This window comes from Alphaproteobacteria bacterium (assembly GCA_018662925.1).
Taxonomy (GTDB): domain Bacteria; phylum Pseudomonadota; class Alphaproteobacteria; order 16-39-46; family JABJFC01; genus JABJFC01.
Genome location: JABJFC010000072.1, coordinates 1 through 23,244 on the forward strand (window position 1 = coordinate 1; position 23,244 = coordinate 23,244).

Below are 23,244 nucleotides of genomic sequence, written 5' to 3' on the forward strand. Positions count from 1 at the left end.
ATGGGTGATCGAAATTTTCCAATTTGCTCCCCATATGCTCCCCCGTGAACTTTTTGTTTTTATTGATATTCCCTGAACCCCTTACTGAATATGGTGCGCCCGAGAAGATTCGAACTCCTAACCCCCTGATCCGTAGTCAGGTACTCTATCCAGTTGAGCTACGGGCGCGCATGCCAATAAATGGCTATGAGGTTTTTAGTACTTAAATCTCAGATGTATTGCAAGAAAAAAGCATTTTGACGTGATAGAGAGTTTCCTGCCTGGCCTATAAACGGATGAGCCGTGATATTATTGCATACCGTGGTATTTGCTCTTGAAAATTATTCCTATCCTCCACTAGCCTGTGTGGACTGACCTGTATGAGCTGATTTTTTTATGAGGAAGGAACCTTTTCATGGAAGAAAGTGTCTACCAACCACCCATTAATGATTCCCTCATGGGGCGTTATTTTGATCCAACAAATGATATTGCCTTTAAAAAGATATTTTGCACAGAGCATGGCAAAGTTTCCCTTATCTCATTTTTGAATGCCATTCTCAGGCTTAAAAAGAAAGACTGGATTGAACATGTCGAATTTGTGCCCTTTATTCAGAATCCCCTCATAGAAGGAGGGAAACAGGTAATTTTTGATTGTAAATGTCGCGATCGCAAAGGACATGAATTCATTGTTGAAATGTAAAACAGAAAGATTCCAGAATTTTTCAAACGCACTCAATATTACGCCTGCATGTCCTATGCCTCACAACTTGGAAAGGGCGTTTCCTATTTTCAACTAAGGCCCGTGGTTGTTATCGCCATCACGAATCATGACCTATTTACTGATTCAAAAGACTACATTAGCTATCATCGTACCCTTAATGAGAAGACCCATACCCACCATATGAAAGATATTTCATACGTGTTTGTGGAACTTACAAAATTTAATAAGACGCGAGCTGAATTGAAAACTGTTGAAGATAAATGGTTATACTTATTCAAAAATGCATCTGATGAAAAAAGCATGCCCTCTCAAATCATTGAAAAAGAGATCATAGATGCATACGAAACGCTGGAAGTTTTCAACTGGAATAGGTACCAGTATATGGACTATATTTCTGCCGAAATTGCCCTAACCGATGAATATAGACGACAACAAGTGCGCTTTGAAGAAGGCCAAAAGGAGGGCGAAGAAATCGGGGTTAAGAAAGTAAGACTTGCGATTTTCAATAAATTGAAAGAGCAAGGCTACTCAGCCACAGAAATATTGAATCTTACGGGTTTAACAGAAAAAGAGCATACGGAAAAAGATTGCAAAGAATCTTCGTCCTAAAATTTAGAGACTATTCCACAGTCACAGACTTAGCCAAATTCCTGGGTTGGTCCACATCTGTCCCTTTTAAAACGGCAGTATGATAAGCCAACATCTGTACGGGCAATGAATATATGAGTGGCGCGACAAAAGGATGAACCGACGGCAACGAAACTGAATCCATAATTTTAGGACCAAATTTCGGAATGCTCTTATGGTCCCCTAGGACAAGCACTTGAGCCCCACGAGCAATAACTTCCTGGATGTTAGAGACAGTTTTCTCCAACAAAGGCCCTTCCGGCGCCACCACCACTATGGGCGTTTTGTCATCTATAAGGGCTATGGGGCCATGCTTCATCTCTCCAGCCGCATAACCCTCTGCGTGGATATAGGAAAGCTCCTTCAGCTTTAGGGCTCCCTCCAAGGCGATCGGATAACTAAGACCGCGTCCCAGATAAAGGACATCCTGAGCTTCTGCCAGATAAGACGATACGCGTTGAATTTTTTCATCCAACTTTAGAACGTGGGTCATAAGGGCAGGAACTTCTGTCAAAGCATGGACAAGCTCTTGCTCTTTCTCCACTAAAAGGCAGCCCCTTTCCTTGGCAAGGGAAATTGCCAAACAAGCCAGTGTCGCCAATTGGGCCGTAAAAGCTTTTGTGGACGCCACCCCAATTTCAGGACCCGCATGGGTTTCCAAGACAAGATCAGACTGTCGAGCAATAGAACTTTCGGGAACATTAACGATGCTAACAATGCCCTGGGCCTCTGCCTTGGCATAATTAAGCGCCGCCAAAGTATCTGCCGTTTCTCCCGATTGAGAAATAAAAACTGCCAATCCATTCTTGGGCAACGGTGATTCCCGATACCGAAACTCGGAAGCAATATCCACTTCCACAGGAATTTGGGCCAGTTGCTCAATCCAATATTTGGCCACCATGGCCGCATAATAAGAGGTTCCACAAGCGACCAGAGTCACGCGAGATAAATCCTGAACCGAACATGGCAACGGTGGAAGGCTAATGGACTTCATCACCGAATTCACATAGGCATGGAGCGTATCCCCGATCACCGATGGCTGTTCATAAATCTCTTTCAACATAAAATGGCGATGTTCGCCTTTTCCAATAAGGGCGCCTGAAAAGGCCGTTTTCTGTACTTCACGCTCTACTGGCTGATCCTGCTCGTCAAAAATGTTCACACTCTCTGGGGTTAAAATAGCCCAGTCTCCCTCCTGCAAATAACAAATTTTCTGAGTCAGGGGCGCCAAGGCTAAGGCATCAGATCCAACAAACATCTCTCCATCGCCATATCCAATGGCAAGCGGACTTCCTCGGCGAGCGCTAATTAAGTAATCTGGATGATCCTTGAACAGAATAGCCAAGGCAAAAGCACCTGTAAGCCTCTTGAGAGTCTTTGATGCAGCCTTTTCCGGCGTATCTCCTTCCCCCAAATATTGATCCAAAAGATGAACGATAACTTCCGTATCAGTTTCACTTTCGAATACGTGCCCCATATTTTCCAGCTCTTCCCGAAGTTCAGAAAAGTTTTCAATAATCCCATTATGAACAACGGCAACACGATCTTTGGCATGAGGATGCGCATTGGTTTCATTGGGAATCCCATGGGTCGCCCATCGGGTATGACCAATACCAGATCGTCCCTGCAAGGGAGATTTATTCAGTCGCGCTTCCAAATTGACGATTTTCCCTTCTGCTCGGAGTCGGTGGATTTTTCCATCTGACAATGTCGCAATGCCGGCAGAATCATATCCTCGATATTCTAACCGCTTTAAACCATCCAAAATGAAAGGAGACGCTTCTTGCTTTCCAACGATACCAATTATCCCGCACATAGATTAATCCTTCCCACTTTTAGATTTCTGGCTTTGACGATATTTCTCTGCGCCGCCCGCAACGTTTTTTTGATCGGCTCGAGCCACTGCCATATCATTTTCGGGAATATTCTTTGTGACAACACTTCCAGCGCCCACAATAGCCCCTTTTGAAACAGTAAGAGGCGCAATCAAAGACGCGTTGGACCCAATAAAAACGCCAGCCTCAATGTGCGTCTGAGATTTATAAAATCCATTGTAATTACAGGTAATTGTTCCAGCACCAATGTTGGCCCCTTCGCCAACAAAGGCATCTCCTACGTAACTAAGATGATTGGCCTTTGCCCCCTTTTCCAGTTGAGTGTTCTTAATTTCTACGAAATTACCCACGCGGGCATTGGGTCCTATAACAGTCTTCGGCCGAATTCGCGCAAAGGGGCCAACGATGGCTCCCTTTTTTATGGTCGCGCCCCCAATATGGGAAAAAGCTCGAATTGTCACATTATCTTCCACCAAAACCCCTGGCTCAAAAACCACATTGGGCTCGATGGTCACATCTTTTCCCAGCTTTGTATCGAAACTAAAGTACACAGTCTCAGGAGCCCGCAGCGTTGCGCCAGCTGACATGGCGTCTCGGCGCCACTGAGTCTGTAAAATGCGTTCTGCTTGAGCCAAATCCGCACGGGAATTGATGCCATGAACCTCTTTTTCCGCCACAGTAACATAATCACACTTAAGCCCTCTTTCTTGGGCTATGGCTATAATGTCCGTTAGGTAGTACTCGCCTTTCGTATTTTCATTTTTGATTTCCTGCAAAAGAGAGAGAGCAACGGATCCATCTATCAAAATAATTCCAGCATTACAGAGACATATTTTCTTTTGCTCCGAAGTTGCTTCTTTTGTTTCAACAATATGAGTAACCTCCCCAGCATCATTTAGGACCAAACGACCGTATTCGTGGGGAGGAGGCACCTCCATAGCAAGAACAACTATACTGGGCTTTGGAGTGGCTTGTCGTTTTTCAACCAACGCCTTGAGCGTCTCTGGCCTTAGAAGAGGCACATCACCACACAAAACAAGAACATCATCTGTTCCGTCTTTAAAATGCTCTGCAGCACTCAAGACAGCATGGGCCGTTCCCAGCTGTTCTTTCTGAACGACAGTCGAAAAACTACCTAACTTTTCAATGGGTTCTGATGATTCCTTTGAGGTAACTACCGTTGTTTTTGAAATGCCAGAGTCTTTAATTGCCTCCAAAACATACGACAACATTGGGCAACCACCCAAAGGATGCATAACCTTTGGAAGTTCTGATTTCATGCGGGTTCCTTTTCCCGCCGCTAAAACAATGGCACAAACACCCATGAATCCTGTCCTTTTCTGATGAAACAGTGGCATAAAATATATATCAGACCAAGTCAAGTGTTGCGACAAATTATGACAAGGGCTATAAAGACTCCTATTGAGAAGAGGTGATAATATATGCGTTTAATTAGATCAATTACAACCGTCGGCAATTACACTATCCTAAGTCGTATTGCCGGATTCGGTCGCGACCTTATTTTGGCTGCCTTTCTTGGGGCTAGCCCCGTCATGGATGCTTTGGCCGTTTCCATAAAAATCCCTAGTTTTTTCAGAAGGTTATTTGCAGAAGGTGCTTTTAATGCAGCCTTTGTCCCCCTCTTTGCAGGCACCCTTGCAGAAAAAGGAACTAAGGAAGCCACCACCTATGCAGAAGAGATTATGTCTCTTCTGGTTTTCATATTGATCGCCCTGGTGGTCCTCATGGAAATTTTCATGCCCCAGGTCATGCCTATTATCACGTGGGGTTTCCGAGCAACTCCTGAACGGATGGAAATGGTGATTATGTTTACCAGAATCACCTTCCCCTTCATTATCCTTATCTCTCTCGTTGCCCTGTATAGTGGTATATTGAACTCTCTAGATCGGTTTGTCGCTGCTGCTTCCTCCCCCCTTTCAGGCAACATCTTCATCGTAATTGGCCTTCTCCTCATTGGTAGAGAACTGGCCTCAGGTTATGAAGTAGCTTGGGTTATCCTCATTTCAGGCGCTATCCAACTTGTATGGGTTGTTGTTCCCACCTATTCTGCTGGCATAAAGCTGCGCCTCCTATATCCATCCATTACTCCCCGCGTAAAGCGCTTTTTAAAACGAATGATTCCAGGCGCTATTGGTTCTGGCGTTATCCAAATTAACCTTTTTATTGGAACTTTCATCGCTTCTTTTCTCCCAGAAGGGGGGATTTCGTTTCTCTATTATGCAGATCGACTCAACCAACTGCCTCTTAGTGTCATTGGCACAGCTGTCAGCACAGCCCTTTTGCCCCTCATGTCGAAACAGCTTCGCTCAAATAAGAAAGATGTGGCCCTTCATAGCCAAAACCGCGCCCTGGAATTTAGCCTTTTGCTCGTTTTACCCGCCACCGCGGCCCTTATGATTGCGGCTGTCCCTTTTACGCGTGTCCTCTTTGAACGGGGAGAGTTTTCGACACTTGAAGCCATCGAAACAGCCAAGGCTCTCATGGGATATGCTTGTGGGCTTCCTGCCTATATTCTGGTAAAAGTCTTTTCCACCACCTTCTTTGCCAAGCAAGACACAAAAACGCCTGTCATTATTGCAGGCATTTCTGTCCTCGTGGACATTGTTCTGAGCGTTTATTTCGTTTTCTACACGCCCTTGAATCATATTGGCATTGCCCTCGCAACGGCCCTTGCCTCATGGGTCAATGCCCTTTTGCTAGGCTATATGCTCCATCGACAAGGATTTCTAGCCGTAGATCAAAAGCTCAAAACCTTCTTTCCCAGGATAATCCTAGCAACGCTGGTTACCGCCGTTATCGTTTATGTAACATCAGATTGGACCAGCCCTCTCATCGCTGGGAATTTCATGGAAAAAATAGCCGCCCTGGCCACCATCATCATTTCAGGCCTGTTCGGTTTTATCCTCATGGTCGTCCTCACCCGGGCTGTCGTCCTTAAGGAGCTTTGGTCCAAAGCGCTTTGATTGATTTCGTAAACAAAATTCTTCTTTGCAAGGATTTAAACTCAGCACACGTAGTATGCTAATACCCATAAAAATATTAAACAACAAAAGCCCGGGATTTCCCCAGGCTTTTTTTAATGAAATACTAGCACTACTTTAAAACTACTTTTTCACCCGCCTTCTAATCTCAGCCACATCACTATCGGAAATATCACAAGCGTACGCCGGCTGCTCGGCTACTCTGTTGAACTGTGCCCTAAGACCATCCTCGGTGACAACTGGCAAAAGTGTATTTAAGAAGAGCAAGCGCTCCTCTTGCTTTAGGTAACGTTCCGCTAATTGCTTTAGATGCTTAATTATTAACGATACCTCCAATGCTTCTAACAATGCATATGGGGTCCCGTGGATCCACATGCCATTAGCAAAATGGAAACTCATCCCAGGCCGCGTAGATAAAAAATCCTCTGCAGGTCTAGTTTGTTCGGACCATTTATCCATAACCTTATCTAGAATCAATACACTAACCTTATCTTTGTGTTTTTTACTTATTGCATCTTTCACATAAGACCCTACTTTGTTATTCATCACGCCTATTGCTTCAGATCTTTTTACAAATTTCTGTTCTGCACTCGCCCCATCACTCATAAAGATACACATGAGTAATAGGGATCCTAAAATTGTTAAGTACTTTTTCATCGTAGCCTCCTCTTAGAATTCAAAAATAAATTAAATTAGGGCACTTACGAGTGCCCACTCTAGTTAACGATACTCTCAAAAGGTTAATAAAAGGTTAACAACAGAAAAGTTTAAAGTAATTCCATAAAAAACACTTGATTCTCAAAGTAATAATTCTCTATTTTCTTCCAATTTCAAAACGAAAATCGTTTTTTACGAAAATGATAGAACTCAGAGTTGTGCTAGAACTTCCCAAAATCTATTTTCGTCAATGTGTTGGATCTTTATGGAGAGTGTCTTGCACGACTTTGAAAATGGCATCAACAACACTATCAACTTTCAAAGCCTTCATGACCCCCAGCCTGAAAGCATTCTTTTCAGTTTGAATCTCAACATTTTTATCAATCAAATGCTGTAGGTGAAATTTTAAAGCTTTTTTGATTCCGAACTCCTTAATATGCTTGGCACTCGCATATCGTGTTCCATCGCTTTCCATAACGCTCCTCTTATTTAAATATGGTCCATGTGGCCCTGTGAAAAATTTCCAACCATAATCCTTGTAGGAAAAGTACTCCTTAATAACCTCCTTAAACTTGACCCGATTCGCTGCTGGCATAATAGAGGGTGCAATAGAGTCACCGACGACTTTAGTCATCGAAGATGATTCCAATGCCGTTTTAAAAACGTCCTCGCTAATTAGTTCACTTCCATAGGTCTCCTGGCTCTGGAAAATCCCCGCAAAAAATAGCACACATAGTATGAAGAAAACCCTTTTCATAGCAAATACTCCCCAACGTCATATAGCCAACATTACAAGTATGGTGCTAAATGGGAGAGTCCCCCAAAATGAAATTTTTGTGGCTCACCCCCATTTTAATCCATTCCTAGAAACATTACCTTTTCATCTTTTTAGTAAGTAACTCGGCAGCTTGTGGAGTTATGTTCTCTCTATTTTTTAAAACTTCTTCTACAACAAATGATATCATCATCATTATAAATCTCTTAGACTCTTCATTCCTTGCCAATTCATCTACTTTGCCCTTGACTCTCAAGTGAACATCTTTTGAAGTTTTTCCTTGTTGTGCTAGCTCTAGCATTTCTTGAACAAACATCATTGCTTTTTCACCAGCCATCATACTGCCTATTCTAATTCTAACCTTTTCGTGAACATCTCCAAGGGCCTCTTTTTTACCTACTTTCACATCGTTTGATGAAATTATTGCTTTCTTGTCAGCATGAACTTCCGTGCTAAGAATAAAGAATGCGCCTATAACCAAATAATAAATACTTCTCATCGTAACCTCCTCTTAGAATTCAAAAATAAATTAAGTTAGGGCATGTACGAGTGCCCACTTTGTTAACGATACTCTCAAAAGGTTAACAAATGGTTAACGCAAAACAATTCTTACGATAAAAATGAAAAATTCTTACAAACCCAGTCACATATTGGGGTAATTGGGGCCATCTCCCCCTTGAGGAACTTCCCAGACTATGTTTTGCTCAGGATCCTTAATATCGCAGGCTTTGCAATGAACACAGTTTTGGGCATTGATCTGTAACCGGGGGCCCTTCCCCCCATCAGTGACTATTTCGTACACGCCTGCAGGACAGTACCGCTGTTCAGGAGCATCATAGTTCTTTAAATTCATCTCAATGGGAATCTTTGGATCCTTAAGACATAGATGACAGGGCTGATTTTCCCCATGATTGGTATTGGAAATATGAACAGACGATAAAAGATCAAAAGTCACTGCCCCATCAGGCTTGGGATATGTGATTTCGTTTGCAATATCCTTTTTTTGCAATGCTTTATGGTCCGGTTTGCCATGACGCAAAGTCCAAGGAGCCCTCCCCAGGAACAGATACGTATCTATGGCCGCATTCAAAAGGCCTCCGTACAGGCCCCATCGAAATCCTGGCCGTATATTGCGGGTCTTCCTTAACTCTTGATACACCCAACTTGCTTTAAGTCGCCCTTCATAGTCGTTGGGAATATTCTTTGTTATTGCTTCGAAAATCCCCTCGGCCGCCAGCATGCCAGATTTCATGGCCGTATGGATCCCCTTAATTTTAGGCACGTTTAGGAATCCAGCGGCACACCCCACAAGAGACCCTCCCGGAAAAATAAGCTTTGGGATGGATTGAAATCCACCTTCATTTAAGGCACGTGCTCCATATGAAATACGCCTTCCCCCCTCCAAAAGAGGCCGAATCTTAGGATGTAGTTTAAAGCGCTGAAACTCCTCGTAGGGATCTAAGTAAGGGTTAGCGTAATCCAATCCTACAACAAACCCCAGGGCCACTTGATTGTTTTCTAAATGGTAAAGAAAGGATCCACCATATGTACCGTTATCTAGAGGCCATCCGACCGTATGGAGCACATGGCCCAGCTTATGTTTTTTAGGATCAACCTCCCATAATTCTTTAAGGCCTATACCATAAGTCTGATGCTCACATGCCTCCCTCAGGTCAAACCGATCTATAATTTGTTCCGTAAGGGATCCGCGGCTCCCCTCTGCAAAGAGAGTTTGCTTGGCATAAATCTCAACTCCTGGCTGATAACTTTCTGTTTTATTACCCTTTTTATCTAATCCCCGGGGTGATGTTATGATTCCTTTTACAGCCCCGTCCTTGTCAAATAAACATTGGGCCGCGGGAAACCCAGCAAATATATCAATGCCCAATGATTCAGCCTGATCCGCCAGCCACCGACAAAAATTTCCCAGACTGATAATATAGTTTCCCTTATTTTTCATGGGATTAGGAGTTGGAAGCGTAAAAGCCTTTTTAGCCGTCAACAGGCAAAATTGGTCCTTTGTTACAGGGATAGTAAGGGGGGCGCCCTTCTCTTTCCAGTCGGGGATAAGCTCTTCCAAAGCTCGAGGCTCGATGACGGCACCGGATAGGATATGGGCGCCCACCTCGGACCCTTTTTCTAGAACACAAACACTTATATCTTTACCATTTTTTATTGAAAGTTGTTTCAATCGGATGGCTGCCGAAAGGCCCGATGGACCTGCGCCTACTATCACTACGTCATAAGAAAGAGAGTCGCTAGATTGATTTTCTTCTGACATAATGATTCTTTCTCTCATTTAAGTTGTTGACATTTGCCCCTGTTTATCCTGACATTCCATCGTAAAAGAAATTGGTGAGTAGGGGAATGACAAATCCGAACAGTTTAACAGAAACCCTTCAGTGGCTTGAAGAAATGGGTGTAGATCCTACAATCATTGGGGATACGCCTGTTGATCGTTTCAAAGAGTCTAAAGCACAGGCGCTTCAACAGAACGCTATGTCAACGAAAAGCACCCCTCAACCTGGGGTCAGCGCACCTGCGCCTCAGCAAACACCCGCCTCCCTTTCCTATCTGTCGCCCAGTCAATGCCAAGCCAGTGCCCGTGATCTTGCTGCGCAAGCAAAAACCCTTCCTGAACTCCGAAAAGCCGTTGAAAGTTTCCAAGGTTGCGCCTTAAAGAAAACAGCCATGAATACGGTCTTTGGAGATGGAAATCCCAAATCCGATGTCATGTTCGTTGGAGAAGCGCCAGGCGCCGATGAGGATCGCCAAGGCCTTCCCTTTGTGGGCCTAAGTGGACAACTTTTAGATCGCATGCTCCAATTTATTGGCCTTGATCGCACAAATTATTATATCAGCAACATGCTCCCATGGCGCCCCCCGGGGAACCGCCAACCAACCACCTCTGAGCTTAGTGCCTGTCTGCCCTTTATCCACAGGCATATTGAACTGGTAAATCCAAAATATCTGGTATTTGTGGGAGGAACATCCCTCAAGGCCCTTATGGAAACAACCCAAGGCATAACTCGACTGAGAGGACAGTGGCTGACCTATAAGAACCCAAACTCTGGATTCAGCGCTAAGGCCATGCCCCTCTATCATCCGGCCTATCTTCTGCGCTCTCCCTCACGCAAAAGAGAAATCTGGCGTGATTTGATTTTCTTAAAACAATCCCTCTCAGACACAGGAAACGCCTAATGCACGCGTCATCCTTAACTCAAATCGCAGTCGTTGTTTTAATGGCTCTCCTGGGAGGAATGGCCTTTAGCCGATTTAAACAGCCAGCAATTTTGGGCTATTTACTAGCAGGCGTTCTATTGGGACCGTCGGGTTTCGCCCTCGTGGAAAACAGAGACTCTATCCAAATTTTGGCCGAATTGGGCGTCTTGCTTTTGTTGTTTCTGGTCGGTATGGAGTTGAATCTAAAGTCCTTTAAAACATTTTGGCATATCACAGTTGGCAGCGTCATTTGCCAAATTGTTGGCAGCTTAGGAGCCATGATTTTAGCCTCTTACCTATTTGGATGGCCCATAGAAAAGGCCATATTATTCGGATTTATTATTGCTCTCAGCAGTACTGCTGTAACCGTAAAAATGCTCGAAGGGATGGGAGAGCTCCAAACAAATACGGGACGCATCACCATTGGGATTCTTATTGCTCAGGATTTGGCCTTCGTTCCCATGATTCTCGTGATTCGAGGCTTTGGGGGGGGTGGCTTTGACATCCTTACCATTACGAAAATAGCCTTCTCTATCGCCTTTCTCGTAGCCCTCATTATGTACCTAAATCGCAACGAGAACATAAAGCTGCCCTTTACAGAACAAATTGCAAAGAACAGTGAGCTTTTGCCCCTGGTCGGATTGGCTTTTTGTTTTGGAGCCGCCGCCATCGCTGGTTTCATGGATCTTTCCGCAGCCTACGGTGCTTTTATCGCAGGGCTTATATTGGGAAACAGCTCGGAAAGAAAACGTGTCGTGAATGCAACCCACCCCATCCAAAGTGTTTTGTTGATGGTTTTCTTCCTCTCCATAGGTCTGTTGATGGATCTTTCATATATATGGGATAACCTTGCTAAAGTATTGATTTTATTGGTCATCATCACCATTTGCAAAACACTCCTGAACATAAGCATCCTACATCTCTTCAAGCTCCCCTGGCGCACCTCTTTTTTAAGTGGTGTGATGATTGCTCAAATAGGAGAATTCTCGTTCCTTTTGGCCAGTATTGGAACAGATGTGGGCATTCTGGGGGAAGAAGATGGAAGATTGGTCATTGCCCTTACGGTTCTGTCGCTGGCAACGAGTCCCCTTTGGCTCTTATCTGCTCGACGCATCCAAAAATTAAGAAAAGCTACCAATCTATCCTTTAGGGAATTTTGTGACATTATCTATGCGCCAGAAATGTCCATGCTTGGAAAAACAGCCAAAGTTGTCAAAAAGGGTGTAAAGGAACTTAAACAAGATATAAAGAAATCTCCATAATGCCTGATTTTAAACTAGAACAAGAAATGGGATTACAGGTGGCAGGCGTTGATGAAGTGGGTATGGGCTCATGGGCAGGTCCCGTTTTTGCCGCCGCTGCCATTCTATACCCTACCCATCTTCCAAAAGATCTCTTAGATATCATCAACGACTCCAAGAAACTCTCGAAAGATAAAAGAGAGCATATTTTCAAGGAGTTAAATGCTCTTTCCGGCGTTGGTATCCATTTTTCCATTGCTAAAGCTTCTGTTGAAGAAATTGACCGCATGAATATCAAACAAGCCGCCTACCTAGCCATGCAACGGGCAGTGGAAAATATAAAAACAAACCCGGATGGGATCCTAGTAGACGGTCTGAAAGCCCCAACATTTTCCTATCCAACAAAATGTGTCGTCAAAGGAGATCAAAAGAGCTTTTCCATAGCAGCAGCTTCAATCCTCGCAAAAGTAACCCGCGACGATTTAATGGCGCAATTAGGACTGGAATATCCCGCCTTTAAATGGGACAGCAATGCTGGCTATGGGACACAAAAGCACCAAGAGGCTCTTCTTACCCATGGGCCAACTGAACATCATCGCCGAAGCTATGCCCCCATTGCGAAGCTTCTGGCGAGCTAACAGCATGGTGAACAATTTTTTTCATAAGCGTTGGCAAAGCATAATCAGATAAATTCTCAAGAGGGCACCAAGTCGCCTCTTTCTCTTCTAAAGTACGCCCAATACAAACCCGCACAATAAAATGAAAGTGTGTAAAGGTATGCTTTACCTGTCCCTTTAATTCTATCCAGTTAGCTTCAAATGGCGCGTAACTGTTTGAAATTTCTAACGAACTAGCTTGTTTTTCCGACCACGGAGTCGTAGGTATTTCCATCATCCCTCCCAGTAACCCTTTTGGAGGACGCTTTTGCAGCAAGACTTCGCCACGGGCGTTGAGACCAAAAAAAGCATAAGCATAACGCGTTGGTTTTAGAGACTTTTCAGCCTTAACAGGCAGGCTCGCCTGAGTTCCCTGCTCAAACGCTTTACATGCCCCAGAAATGGGACACATCTCACATTTGGGATTCTGCGGCGTGCAAACCATGGCCCCCAAATCCATTAAGCCTTGCGCGTAATCCCCAGGTCTTTCCTTGGGTGTCAGTGGCGCGGCTAAAGCCCAGATTTCCTTTTTTATTTCGGGAAGTGGTCGCTTCAGATTATAAAGTCGACACAGGATCCTTTCAATATTGCCATCGACAACCGCTTCGGACTGATTAAAAGCAATTGCCGCTATGGCTGCAGCCGTATAAGGACCTATCCCTGGCAGCTTTAAAAGCTCTTCACGCGATCGTGGGAACTCACCCTTAAATTCATTGACAATTGTTTGCGCACATTTATGAAGATTCCTGCCACGTGCATAGTATCCTAATCCTTGCCATCCGTGGAGCACATCATCCAACGAAGCAGCTGCAAGTTCTTGTATAGTTGGCCAACGGGAAATAAAGGCCTGAAAATAGGGACCTACCGTCGGCACGGTAGTCTGTTGCAGCATAACCTCGCTCAACCACACATGATACGGATCCGAATAACTCCCCGGACAAGAACGCCAAGGAAGAACTCTATAAAAAGAATCGTACCAATTGAGAAGAGGAGCCGCTATATTAACCATATCTGCCATTGTTCTTTTGTGAGGAATTTAAGGATAAAAGTCTACAGAATATGAGAAAAAGATTTGCCGGGTTAACAACACTCGCCCCTTTATGCCAAAAGATATCTAAGCCTGCCCTAAAAAAATACGGTTTCGCCCAGGCAAGTATCCTTTTAGATTGGCCCAAAATTGTCGGTTCTTGCCTTGGCCAATATTCCACTCCTGAAAAAATGACTTTCCCCCAGGGGAAAAGAACCAACGGTACGCTTGTGGTTCAGGTCAATAGTGCCTTTGCCCTAGAGCTCCAACATCTCATCCCTATCGTTTTGGAAAAAATTAATAACTATTTCGGCTATCAAGCCATTTCTAAGCTTTCCTTGCGGCAGGTGAACGCTCCAGCATCACTTGTTCACCCCTTAGTTTCCGAAAAAAATGTTCCAGAAAAAAAATTAACACAACAGGAACATGAAAAAATTGAAGCGACTCTAAGGCCCCTTGATGATAGCCCTCTTCACCAAACACTCAAGAAATTTGGTGAAGCTATCTATTCTAAAAAATGACCTATATGGGCTTTGTTCTGAGGAAAACACATCCTCTCTCCGCAGCATGTGCCTTACGCTCATAACGCGTTACAGGCCAATTTGGTGGCCGATTTTCTAGAGTCAAATCTCCTCGCTCAATTATCTCAAAATGGTGCGTGCAATTTAGACACTCCTCCATCCATTCAAGATAGTCATCATGATCCGTAGCAAGGGTAAGCACTCCATCCCTTTTCAACAGTGTGGCAAGTATTTTTAGAGTTTCACTGTTCACTATACGACGCTTATGATGACGTTTTTTAGGCCATGGATCTGGGAAAAGGATATAAATATGCTCAATGGCATGTTGTGGCAAAGCCCGTAACAAATCACGTCCGTCTTCAGTATAAATCTTAATATTCTGCAGACCTTCTTCCTGAATTCCCTTTAACAAAGTTGCCACGCCATTCACAAATGGTTCGCATCCAATAAACGCCGTATGAGGATTAGCTTTTGCTTGGGCTAACAAATGCTCTCCTCCTCCAAAGCCAATTTCAACCCTCACCTTCTCAAATCCTGGAAAAAGGGCTTCTAGATCCAAAGCCTCCTCCGTCGGAAGCGCCAGTGACAACTCTGGAAGCGCCTTTTCCATGAGAGTAGCCTGGGCGTTTCTTAAGGGACGCCCCTTTCGTCGGCCAAAAAAGCCCTTTTCTATAATGGAATCTGATTTAAGCATTTATTTAAAATTTACTATTCAGGAACAACACCACATGCAATACGGGAAACGCCTCCGCCCAATTTTTGGGGAGTATCCGAGTAGTTATCACCTTTTTCATGAATGATCAACGAGCGCCCCTTAAGATCTTTTTCTTTCAAACGAGGGGCAAGTACTGGTGTACTGGCAACACCATCTTGATTAACATAGAGTACTGGCAGATCTCCTTTGTGCCCCGATTTATCATAAGGCCCTTGGTGTTTATCTTTCTTGTCCGGATCAAAATGCCCTCCAGCTGCCTTGCCTTTTAAATCACATGAGGGGTTTTCATGAACGTGAACGCCGTGCAAACCAGAGGGAAGCCCTTTTAAAGCGTAAAGTAGAAGAAGACCATAGTCTGTATCCTTAGCAGTTATTGTACCTAAGACAGCTTGCCCGCTCTCCAAAGAGTGGATCGGAATTACTGTATCGGCCTTTACAACCAAGGCAAAAACGCTTAATGTAAACACCGAAGCAAAATACTTCATAAGTAAGATGGGAAAATGTCTCCTAAAAACCCGCACAAAACCCCCTTCAAAAACCATTCCAACAGCAGCCTAGAAGCCACCTTTTAACACTACAGTATTTTTTACCGTATTGATAAGCTAAATTACCTAATCAATACTGATAATGAATCGAACTTATTTTGAGAGTAATGTGATGCTCTTGTAAAGGGAAATTTAATGTCAGTGAAAAAATTTGATTTTCAATTGTTACCAACATCTAGCAACAGCCCCTTTGAGGGAGCTGTGCAAAAGTTTCGGGAAATGGGTTTTAGCTATGTGTCCCACGGGATCGTTTACCCAGACGGAAAGATATCTTGTTATTTTTCTGACCAGAAATGGGGAAAAATATACTCCGAGAAAAAGCTTTTTCAAAATGACCCCTCGATGCACTTTTTGTTCAACACAGAACGCGTTCTGTTTCCGTGGAGCTGCCTGGGCAAAACGGATGTTATAGAAGAACGAAAAAATGTCTGTGATATTGAGGACGGTTTTTCGGTGCTCATTCGATCTGAAAATGGCCCTCACATGATAATCGGTTTGGGAACAAAGAAAGCCTCCGACTTGAAGACTTTTTTGTGGAGCAACCCACTTTCCAAGCTACAAGAAGGGATCAAGTCATTAAAAGACGTTCACCAGAAAACGATAACAACCTCTTGAACATAAGCCTGAACACGTCCAATGAACAAAATTGAGAATGGTGCTAATTTAGACGCCCTCCAGTATAATGAAGGCCACCGCGAAAAGGTTAATGGCATTTGTCTTTCCCTTTTTAAGTCTTTTGCCATCACGTACTTTGCATATTTAAGACTGTATCCTAGTGGAAGACTCTTGCGTCTATGCACCCATACACCGTGGTCTAGAGAGTACTTTGAGCAAGAGTTTTATAACGATACTGAATTCTATGATTATCACTTTAAAAGGACGCCAAAAGGACGCGGGCAAGCCTTCCTTTGGATTGCACAGAAAGAAACCAACCTCTATTCTTCGCTACAAAAAAATAATATTTGGAACGGGCTATCCATTTATAAACGTTCAGGGAGCTATATGGAATCTTGCAGCTTTGGAACAATTCCCGAAAATAGGGCTCTCAACAGTACTTTTATAAATAAAAAACAAGTTTTCTATGACTTTCTTGATCATTTCAAATATCAAGCTGATGAATTAATTCATCCCCTAGAAACAGCTGCGTTTATTCAATCTGGTTTAGAAATTTGTGATGAGACGCAAACTAATTCCAAAAATGTTGAAACCTTTTTAGATGCAATTGGTTCTTCCAGAACACGCCTAAGAAAAGTCTGAGCATCCTTTCATTGAATCCAAACTTCTTCTCACCCTCACCCTTGTGCTTTAAGCAGTAGCCGCTTTATTCTTAGCTTGATCTCTGATCGTTTTAATATTGAAAACCAAAAGAAGCGGAGCCGCAAGACAAATTGATGAATATGTCCCAACGGAAATACCCACAATTATGGGAAGACTATAAGTTGAAATTACCTCTCCGCCAAAAAAGTATAAAGCGCCGAGGGCCAATAGTGTTGTAAAGGATGTTAAAACGCTTCTAGAAAGGGTTTCATTGATACTCTTGTTGATGAGTTCCTTAATATCCATTGCTTTATATTTACGAAGATTTTCTCGAATGCGATCATAAACAACCACTGTATCATTGATCGAATAACCAACCGTAATGAGGACAGCCACAATGGCGGTCGTGTTAAACTCAATACGAGTCAGTCCATACAAACCGATAATAGAAATTGCATCATGCAATAGAGCCAAAATACCACAAACGGCAAACTGCCATTCAAAGCGGAACCAAACATATATTAACATCGCAACCATAGCCCACAGAACCGCCTGAATTCCATTTTGAATGAGTTCAGCTCCTACGGTCGGACCGACGCTTTCAACACGTCTAAAGTCAATGCCACTCCCTAACTTCTGTTTGACCTTAACAACCGTTTCTGCCTGCACCTCTTCTCCCCCTGGTTGGCGCTCAACCCGGATAAGAACATCCCGAGGCGTTCCAAATTCCTGCAATGAGACATCCCCCAAACCCAGATCTCCTAATTTAGAACGGAGCGAAGCTATATCTGCAGGACCCTCTGTCTGAACCTCCATAAGAATTCCGCCTCTAAAATCAATTCCGTAATTCAATCCGTTAAAAAGGACAGCTCCCAAAGACCCAAGGATTATTACCAAAGAGACCACAAATGTTATGAATCTCTTTCCAATAAAATCAATGGACGTATTTGGGGAAACAAATTGAATTCCGTGCATAAGGCTATTCCGTTAAAGTTAAATCGATAGAGTTTGAGGACGTTTCCATTTTATGTACGTGACAACAATTAACCGTGTTAAAGAGATCGATGTAAACATGGAAATGATGATCCCCAACGCAAGCGTCACGGCAAAACCGCGTATAGGCCCTGTTCCAAACTGATACAAGAACATTGCTCCGATAAGCGTCGTAATATTCGAGTCAATAATAGTTGCCATGGCACGCGAGTAACCAGCATCAACTGCGGAAAATACCTTTTTCCCAAGTCGTAGTTCTTCCTTAATGCGTTCGTATATGAGCACATTAGCATCCACCGCCATGCCCAACGTTAAGGCTATACCAGCAATACCTGGTAGTGTCAGAGTTGCTTGCAGGACTGATAGTGCGGCTATCAAGATAATCATATTGAACACAAGAGCTGTATTGGCAACCCCACCAAAACTTGCGTATGCAATAAACATAAATATGGCCACAAGGATAATAGCAAGAACTGTTGCCCTTTCACCTGCTTCGATAGAGTCCGCCCCTAATCCAGGCCCGATTGTTCTTTCCTCTAAGATCGTCAAAGGCGCTGGCAAAGCTCCAGCCCGTAATAACAAGGCCAAATCACTGGCTTGCTGAACAGTAAATCTCCCCGAGATCTGACCACTCCCCCCCATAATTGGTTCATTTATTACGGGAGCACTTATAACCTTGTTATCAAGAATAATAGCAAATTGCCGGCCCACATTCTGTCTTGTTGCTTCACCAAATTTTCTGGCACCAACAGAATCAAACCGAAATGTCACAACTGGAAAACCTTCGTTAAACCCCGGCTGAGAATCTACAAGCATTTCACCACTAACAACGACAGTCTTCCTGATTACGTAAGGAATGGTGCTATCTCCGGCATGTTCCATAAGAATCTCTGAACCTGGAGGCAGCCTGCCCTCTTGTGCCTCTTCGACCGAGGCTCCATGATCTACCATTCGGAAGGCAAGTTTCGCCGTTTGCCCCAATAGCTTCTTAATTCGTGACGGATCGCCAAGCCCGGGAAGCTGGATTAAAATTCGATCAGTTCCTTGCTGTTGGATAAGAGGTTCTCTTGTACCTGTTTCGTCAATACGCCTTTGAACAATCTCACGCGTTTGTTCCATGGCGGCTTTTTCTCTGAGAGCAAGTGCCTGAGCAGATAAAACCAGACGCCCATTCCCATCAGAAGTCACACTAGCTTCACCATCATTGGGTTCTAGCTTAAAGAGAAGCTTATAAACCTTATCCCTAAGCGCCTCATCCTGACCATTCATAAGCTTGAAAATAACGGCGTCTTTTTCCACATGCAAACCCGTATACTTTATACGCTCTTTTCTAAGCGTCGTACGCACGGCATCGGAAAGGGAAATCATTCGCTCTTTAAGGACGGCCTGTAAATCAACTTCCAACAGAAGATAAGATCCTCCCTGAAGGTCCAACCCCAAGTTCACTTGCTCGTGAGGAATCCAGGATGGTAGCTCGTCAGCAGTCTCTGATGACAGCAAATTAGGTAGGGCATAAAGGATACCCAGTACACAAGTCGCAATAATCAGAACTATTTTCCACTTAGGGATATGAAGCATAATATTTTCTTAGTTTGTCTTTTTCTTATTCGCAGCTTTTCCACTCATCTTCACAACGGTCGAACTCCGTCCACCCTTTGAAGGAGCTGTTTTACCTGTTGAAGAAGAAGTATCTACAACATTGGAAATCATGGAACGAACCATGCGAACCTGAACGCCACTTGCAATTTCCACTTCAATTTCTCTCTCGTCGAGTACTTTCGTGATAACCCCCAATAGGCCACCCGTTGAAACGACTCTATCGCCCTTTTTTAAACTGGCTAAAAGTTCTCTATGCTCTTTCGCCTTTTTTTGCTGTGGACGAATAAGTAAAACATAGGCTATTCCAAACATAAGAACAAAAGGTACAAGAGACATTATGTCAAATCCACCTACTGTTGCACCCTGAGCGTACGCATAATTAATAAATAAATCCATTCTTTCACATTCCTTCTAAACTAATTTGTCTACTAGATAACAAAGTTTCCAAAAAGAATCCAACTATAATTTCAAAAATCTTGTTGGATTTACGGTTCTTGATCCGTTTCTGATCTCAAAATGTAGTTGTGAAAGCCTTACACCACCAGATTTACCAACTGATCCCAATTTACGACCATGCTCCACAATTTGTCCTTTTTTAACATTGATTTTGTCCAGATGGGCATAGGCCGATAACCAATTATTCTCATGTTTAATAAGGACTAAATTTCCGAACGCATCCAGCTCACTCCCCGTGTAAATAACTTCTCCCTCCTGGGCAGCAACAACCGGAGCACCATGTGGCGCAGCAATATTAATACCATCATTTCTGTACCCGCCCTGCCGTGGACCATAACCTAGTATAACTTTTCCCTTTACGGGCCACCTAAAAACCTTTTGGCTCAATTCACTGTTTGTCTGAGAAGAAATCGCCAATTTTTTAGACTTAGTCGTTTCTTTTGCAGCCTGTTGCGCCACCTTAAAGACGGGCTTTTCCTTTGGAAGAACATCCAACACTGTCTGGTGAGGCTTTTCGGGTATGTAGAGACTTCCCACAAGAACTGCATCAGATATTTTCTGTTTGTTCTCAATGGGCTCCTGGGTAGAAAGTTTTCCATAATAGTTGGCACCCATCATCAAAGGTGCCGGCGCCTCTTCTCGAGTACACCCCCCTAAAAGTAAAAGAAGGAAACTAAGCCTAAGTAACGCCATTTTTCTCATGGGTGGGAGTATATAGAACGGTTTTCTCTCCCGCAAGACCAAGAGATATGTTAAGAAATATATAAATAAGAAAAATAGTAGGAAATTCCATGTCAAAAAGATCTATAACACTGATTCCAGGGGACGGTATTGGCCCAGAAATTACTCAAGCTGTTAAACAAATCATTGAGGCGGCTAAAGTACCGGTCCAATGGGAAGTGTGTGAGGCAGGTGCCTCCGTCTTCAAAAAGGGCATTACATCCGGCATCACTCAAGAAACCATTGATTCCATTATGCGTACACGCCTTTGTCTGAAAGGCCCTCTAGAAACACCTGTGGGATATGGGGAGCGAAGTGCGAATGTTACCTTACGAAAGCTATTTGAAACATATGGGAATATTCGACCTGCTTACAGGCTCCCTGGAATAGATACTCCTTTCACAGATCGGAATATAGATTTGATTGTGGTAAGGGAAAATGTTGAAGATCTGTACGCTGGCATTGAATATATGCAAACACCAGCAGTTGCTGAATGTTTAAAGCTTATCTCCCACGAGGGTTGTGAAAAAATATCTAGACTCGCATTTGAAGTCGCCCGTTCAGAGGGCAGAAAAAAAGTTACCTGTGCCACAAAAGCAAATATCATGAAAATGACTGAGGGAATGCTTAAGCACGTTTTTGAAGAAGTTTCCAAAGAGTATACAGACATCGAAGCGGATCACATTATCATCGATAATTGCGCTCACCAACTTGTTAAACAACCAGAACAATTTAGTGTGATTGTCACAACAAATATGAATGGTGATATAATTAGCGATCTCTGCTCAGGCTTAGTCGGCGGATTAGGATTTGCCCCTAGTTCAAATATTGGAAATGATATTGCTATTTTTGAAGCAGTTCACGGATCTGCGCCGAAATATGCTGGTAAAAATGTCATCAATCCCACTGCATTACTTCTTTCAGCAGTCATGATGTTGCGCTATATGAAAGAATTTGGCGCAGCCGAAAAAATAACGAAAAGTCTATATTATACAATGGGAGAGGAAAAAACTCTGACGCGGGATGTCGTAGGTGATGAGAAGGCAGCTTCAACAACCGATTTCACTGCTGCAATCATTAGGAATCTAGATAAAGAGCCAAAAAACTGGAAAGCTAGGACATACGCCCCCCTTCAAAAATCTTCCCTTTCCCTGCCAGAGTTAACAGTCGATAAAAGGCGCGTAATTGGTGTAGATATTTTCATAGAATCTAAAATGGCACCCGAGAAAATAGCCCATGAAATATCTGATAAGATTAAGGATTTACCCTTAAGTCTCACAACGATTTCTAGCCGTGGAGTACAGGTATTTCCCGATCTAGGAGGATTAACCGAACCTCACGATCCTTACAGATGTAGGTTTATGCATGAACATCCAAATGAGCCTGTTGATGATACACTTCTTCACACACTAATAGAGTGTATTGGATTATCCTACACATGGATGCATATAGAAAAGCTTCAGCAATTCAATGGGAAAGATTCCTTTAGCCAAGCGTAGCACCATATTTAGTAGCTCGTAACACAGTAAATTACATGAATTGTTCTATGCTCTTCACGACCTTCTTGATGTGTCTGACCTCCTCTAACGGTGTGACGGACACATCGTTTGGACGGAAAAGTCTAGAATAGTGCCTGTTTTTAAGTCCCTTTAAGGCTTTTTTCATCACCGATGGAATTTTAACTTGGTTAGCATGAAGTTTCTGGAATTGCTTAAAAAACTTCAGACCTTTTTCTTCTTCCTTCGTTATCGACGGAAGACGCACCCACTTCCCATCAGCATCCTTGTAAATTTTTTCAGCGGCCCTTAGGGTCAACAGCACTAGAACCGACTTACGAATATTTTGCGTTGTTTTACGTGAGAAGAAATAGCTGATTCCTGGAATGTCTTCCAATATAGGCACTCCCTCAGATGCATAGTCTTTTGACTGATCGGTAAGTCCACTTAATATGAGTGTATCTCCCAAAGACAATACAACGCTCGCACTTACGTTATTTTTACTTGTCTGGAATGCGGCACTTGTAGTGCTATTTAGATTGCCTGGAAGACCTTCTGCAGGAACAAAAAACTCTCGCTCCGCCTTCACATCCAATATGACTTCCTTATCATCTAGAAAACGCGGAACAACGGATAAATGAACACCGACTTCTTTGTTTACCAAAGTTCCTCCTTCACTCCCGCTCAGCGCGATAGAAGTATCCTCGCCAGAGAAAAAAGTGGATGTTTCACCATCAAGAGCGACCAGCGTTGGTTGAGCTAAAACTTGGAACCATGAGTTGGTATCACGAGCCAAAACAAGAGAATAAGTTATCTTTTCAGCCGTTAATGCATAGGACACGACTCTATTAGGAGACAAGATTGTAGATGTAACACTATCTGGTACTCCTGTATTCTGCCAGGTTATGGCCCCTTTTGCGGTCACATCAAGGGTTCTTAGGAGGTTATTCCCACGTGCTGTATTCTCTACTTCATCTGAGCGAATCAACATAACCTCTATGACCGCCATTCTTTGAGATTTTGAAATTCCCGCTTCTTTGTAGCCAAAACTCTGATTTGACCTCCCAAAACCGCCGCCTGAACCACCGCCAAAGCCACCGCCGCCAAAGCCACCACCTGAATCGCCGCCAAAGCCACCACCGCCTGAATCGCCGCCAAAGCCACCACCGCCTGAATCGCCGCCAAAGCCACCACCGCCTG

Annotated in this window: 24 protein-coding genes and 1 tRNA gene; 10 read left to right on the forward strand and 15 right to left on the reverse strand. The window is 43.5% G+C overall.

The features are described from left to right. Window positions 1-91 precede the first annotated feature (91 nt). Window positions 92-168, reverse strand: a tRNA-Arg gene (locus HOL16_06010). Between the two features lie 226 nt (window positions 169-394). On the opposite strand from HOL16_06010, the gene HOL16_06015 reads away from it, so the two are divergent. Both HOL16_06015 and HOL16_06020 read left to right on the forward strand, forming a co-directional pair. Next, entirely contained in the window at window positions 395-679 is a 285-nt protein-coding gene (locus HOL16_06015) for a hypothetical protein (GenBank protein ID MBT5390241.1), read from the forward strand. Between the two features lie 48 nt (window positions 680-727). After that, window positions 728-1,309: an Rpn family recombination-promoting nuclease/putative transposase gene (locus HOL16_06020; protein ID MBT5390242.1), complete on the forward strand. Its 582-nt coding sequence runs from the start codon at window positions 728-730 to the stop codon at window positions 1,307-1,309. A gap of 10 nt (window positions 1,310-1,319) precedes the next feature. Here the strand turns inward: HOL16_06020 and glmS are convergent, their stop codons facing one another. Together glmS and glmU are read right to left on the reverse strand one after the other, a co-directional pair. Beyond that, entirely contained in the window at window positions 1,320-3,143 is a 1,824-nt protein-coding gene (gene glmS, locus HOL16_06025; GenBank protein ID MBT5390243.1) for a glutamine--fructose-6-phosphate transaminase (isomerizing), read from the reverse strand. 3 nt (window positions 3,144-3,146) lie between these two features. After that, window positions 3,147-4,487 (reverse strand): bifunctional UDP-N-acetylglucosamine diphosphorylase/glucosamine-1-phosphate N-acetyltransferase GlmU, encoded by a 1,341-nt coding sequence (glmU, locus tag HOL16_06030; protein ID MBT5390244.1) that lies wholly within the window; start codon window positions 4,485-4,487, stop codon window positions 3,147-3,149. Between the two features lie 117 nt (window positions 4,488-4,604). Between glmU and murJ the strand changes: the two genes are divergently transcribed. Beyond that, a complete protein-coding gene (murJ, locus tag HOL16_06035) occupies window positions 4,605-6,146 on the forward strand; it encodes a murein biosynthesis integral membrane protein MurJ (GenBank protein ID MBT5390245.1) in 1,542 nt (513 codons plus the stop codon). 141 nt (window positions 6,147-6,287) lie between these two features. Here the strand turns inward: murJ and HOL16_06040 are convergent, their stop codons facing one another. The 4 genes from HOL16_06040 to HOL16_06055 form a co-directional block, all read right to left on the reverse strand. Then, a complete protein-coding gene (locus tag HOL16_06040) occupies window positions 6,288-6,821 on the reverse strand; it encodes a hypothetical protein (GenBank protein MBT5390246.1) in 534 nt (177 codons plus the stop codon). 247 nt (window positions 6,822-7,068) lie between these two features. Further along, the gene (locus tag HOL16_06045; protein MBT5390247.1) at window positions 7,069-7,578 is read right to left on the reverse strand and encodes a hypothetical protein; all 510 of its coding nucleotides are present in this window, start codon (window positions 7,576-7,578) and stop codon (window positions 7,069-7,071) included. A 115-nt stretch (window positions 7,579-7,693) separates the two neighbouring features. Next, window positions 7,694-8,095, reverse strand: coding sequence for a hypothetical protein (locus HOL16_06050; GenBank protein MBT5390248.1), 402 nt, complete (start codon window positions 8,093-8,095; stop codon window positions 7,694-7,696). Window positions 8,096-8,239: 144 nt separating this feature from the next. Further along, on the reverse strand, window positions 8,240-9,877 hold the full coding sequence (locus HOL16_06055) for an electron transfer flavoprotein-ubiquinone oxidoreductase (protein MBT5390249.1): 1,638 nt from the start codon (window positions 9,875-9,877) through the stop codon (window positions 8,240-8,242). 86 nt (window positions 9,878-9,963) lie between these two features. Here HOL16_06055 and HOL16_06060 point away from each other — a divergent pair, with 86 nt between their 5' ends. The 3 genes from HOL16_06060 to HOL16_06070 are packed head-to-tail and all read left to right on the forward strand — an operon-like array spanning window position 9,964 to window position 12,697. Continuing rightward, the gene (locus HOL16_06060) at window positions 9,964-10,797 is read left to right on the forward strand and encodes a uracil-DNA glycosylase (GenBank protein ID MBT5390250.1); all 834 of its coding nucleotides are present in this window, start codon (window positions 9,964-9,966) and stop codon (window positions 10,795-10,797) included. Then, a complete protein-coding gene (locus tag HOL16_06065; protein MBT5390251.1) occupies window positions 10,797-12,080 on the forward strand; it encodes a cation:proton antiporter in 1,284 nt (427 codons plus the stop codon). The genes HOL16_06060 and HOL16_06065 overlap by 1 nt, the downstream gene beginning before the upstream one ends. Beyond that, window positions 12,080-12,697, forward strand: coding sequence for a ribonuclease HII (locus tag HOL16_06070; protein MBT5390252.1), 618 nt, complete (start codon window positions 12,080-12,082; stop codon window positions 12,695-12,697). Before HOL16_06065 ends, HOL16_06070 begins: the two co-directional genes overlap by 1 nt. Here HOL16_06070 and mutY read toward each other — a convergent pair. Continuing rightward, window positions 12,630-13,733 (reverse strand): A/G-specific adenine glycosylase, encoded by a 1,104-nt coding sequence (gene mutY / locus HOL16_06075; GenBank protein ID MBT5390253.1) that lies wholly within the window; start codon window positions 13,731-13,733, stop codon window positions 12,630-12,632. The two genes, HOL16_06070 and mutY, sit on opposite strands and share 68 nt — an antisense overlap. Window positions 13,734-13,774: 41 nt before the next feature. On the opposite strand from mutY, the gene HOL16_06080 reads away from it, so the two are divergent. Further along, on the forward strand, window positions 13,775-14,263 hold the full coding sequence (locus HOL16_06080; protein ID MBT5390254.1) for a DUF721 domain-containing protein: 489 nt from the start codon (window positions 13,775-13,777) through the stop codon (window positions 14,261-14,263). 1 nt (window position 14,264) lies between these two features. Here the strand turns inward: HOL16_06080 and trmB are convergent, their stop codons facing one another. Beyond that, window positions 14,265-14,957, reverse strand: coding sequence for a tRNA (guanosine(46)-N7)-methyltransferase TrmB (gene trmB, locus HOL16_06085; protein MBT5390255.1), 693 nt, complete (start codon window positions 14,955-14,957; stop codon window positions 14,265-14,267). A gap of 14 nt (window positions 14,958-14,971) precedes the next feature. After that, window positions 14,972-15,463, reverse strand: coding sequence for a superoxide dismutase family protein (locus HOL16_06090; GenBank protein ID MBT5390256.1), 492 nt, complete (start codon window positions 15,461-15,463; stop codon window positions 14,972-14,974). A gap of 195 nt (window positions 15,464-15,658) precedes the next feature. Here HOL16_06090 and HOL16_06095 point away from each other — a divergent pair, with 195 nt between their 5' ends. Further along, complete coding sequence (locus HOL16_06095; protein ID MBT5390257.1) at window positions 15,659-16,138, forward strand: hypothetical protein; 480 nt, start codon at window positions 15,659-15,661, stop codon at window positions 16,136-16,138. A gap of 21 nt (window positions 16,139-16,159) precedes the next feature. After that, the gene (locus tag HOL16_06100) at window positions 16,160-16,780 is read left to right on the forward strand and encodes a hypothetical protein (GenBank protein ID MBT5390258.1); all 621 of its coding nucleotides are present in this window, start codon (window positions 16,160-16,162) and stop codon (window positions 16,778-16,780) included. A gap of 48 nt (window positions 16,781-16,828) precedes the next feature. Here the strand turns inward: HOL16_06100 and secF are convergent, their stop codons facing one another. The 4 genes from secF to HOL16_06120 form a co-directional block, all read right to left on the reverse strand. Beyond that, window positions 16,829-17,755: a protein translocase subunit SecF gene (gene secF / locus HOL16_06105; GenBank protein ID MBT5390259.1), complete on the reverse strand. Its 927-nt coding sequence runs from the start codon at window positions 17,753-17,755 to the stop codon at window positions 16,829-16,831. Window positions 17,756-17,773: 18 nt separating this feature from the next. Then, window positions 17,774-19,351 carry a protein translocase subunit SecD gene (gene secD / locus HOL16_06110; protein ID MBT5390260.1) on the reverse strand — a complete coding sequence of 526 codons (1,578 nt, stop codon included), beginning with the start codon at window positions 19,349-19,351 and terminating at the stop codon, window positions 17,774-17,776. 9 nt (window positions 19,352-19,360) lie between these two features. After that, entirely contained in the window at window positions 19,361-19,768 is a 408-nt protein-coding gene (yajC, locus tag HOL16_06115; protein ID MBT5390261.1) for a preprotein translocase subunit YajC, read from the reverse strand. A gap of 63 nt (window positions 19,769-19,831) precedes the next feature. Further along, window positions 19,832-20,530 carry a peptidoglycan DD-metalloendopeptidase family protein gene (locus HOL16_06120; protein MBT5390262.1) on the reverse strand — a complete coding sequence of 233 codons (699 nt, stop codon included), beginning with the start codon at window positions 20,528-20,530 and terminating at the stop codon, window positions 19,832-19,834. An 89-nt stretch (window positions 20,531-20,619) separates the two neighbouring features. Between HOL16_06120 and HOL16_06125 the strand changes: the two genes are divergently transcribed. Beyond that, window positions 20,620-22,047, forward strand: coding sequence for an NADP-dependent isocitrate dehydrogenase (locus tag HOL16_06125; GenBank protein ID MBT5390263.1), 1,428 nt, complete (start codon window positions 20,620-20,622; stop codon window positions 22,045-22,047). Window positions 22,048-22,078: 31 nt separating this feature from the next. Here the strand turns inward: HOL16_06125 and HOL16_06130 are convergent. Further along, window positions 22,079-23,244, reverse strand: a 1,166-nt coding sequence (locus HOL16_06130) for a hypothetical protein (GenBank protein ID MBT5390264.1), incomplete at its 5' end; no start/stop codon positions are given.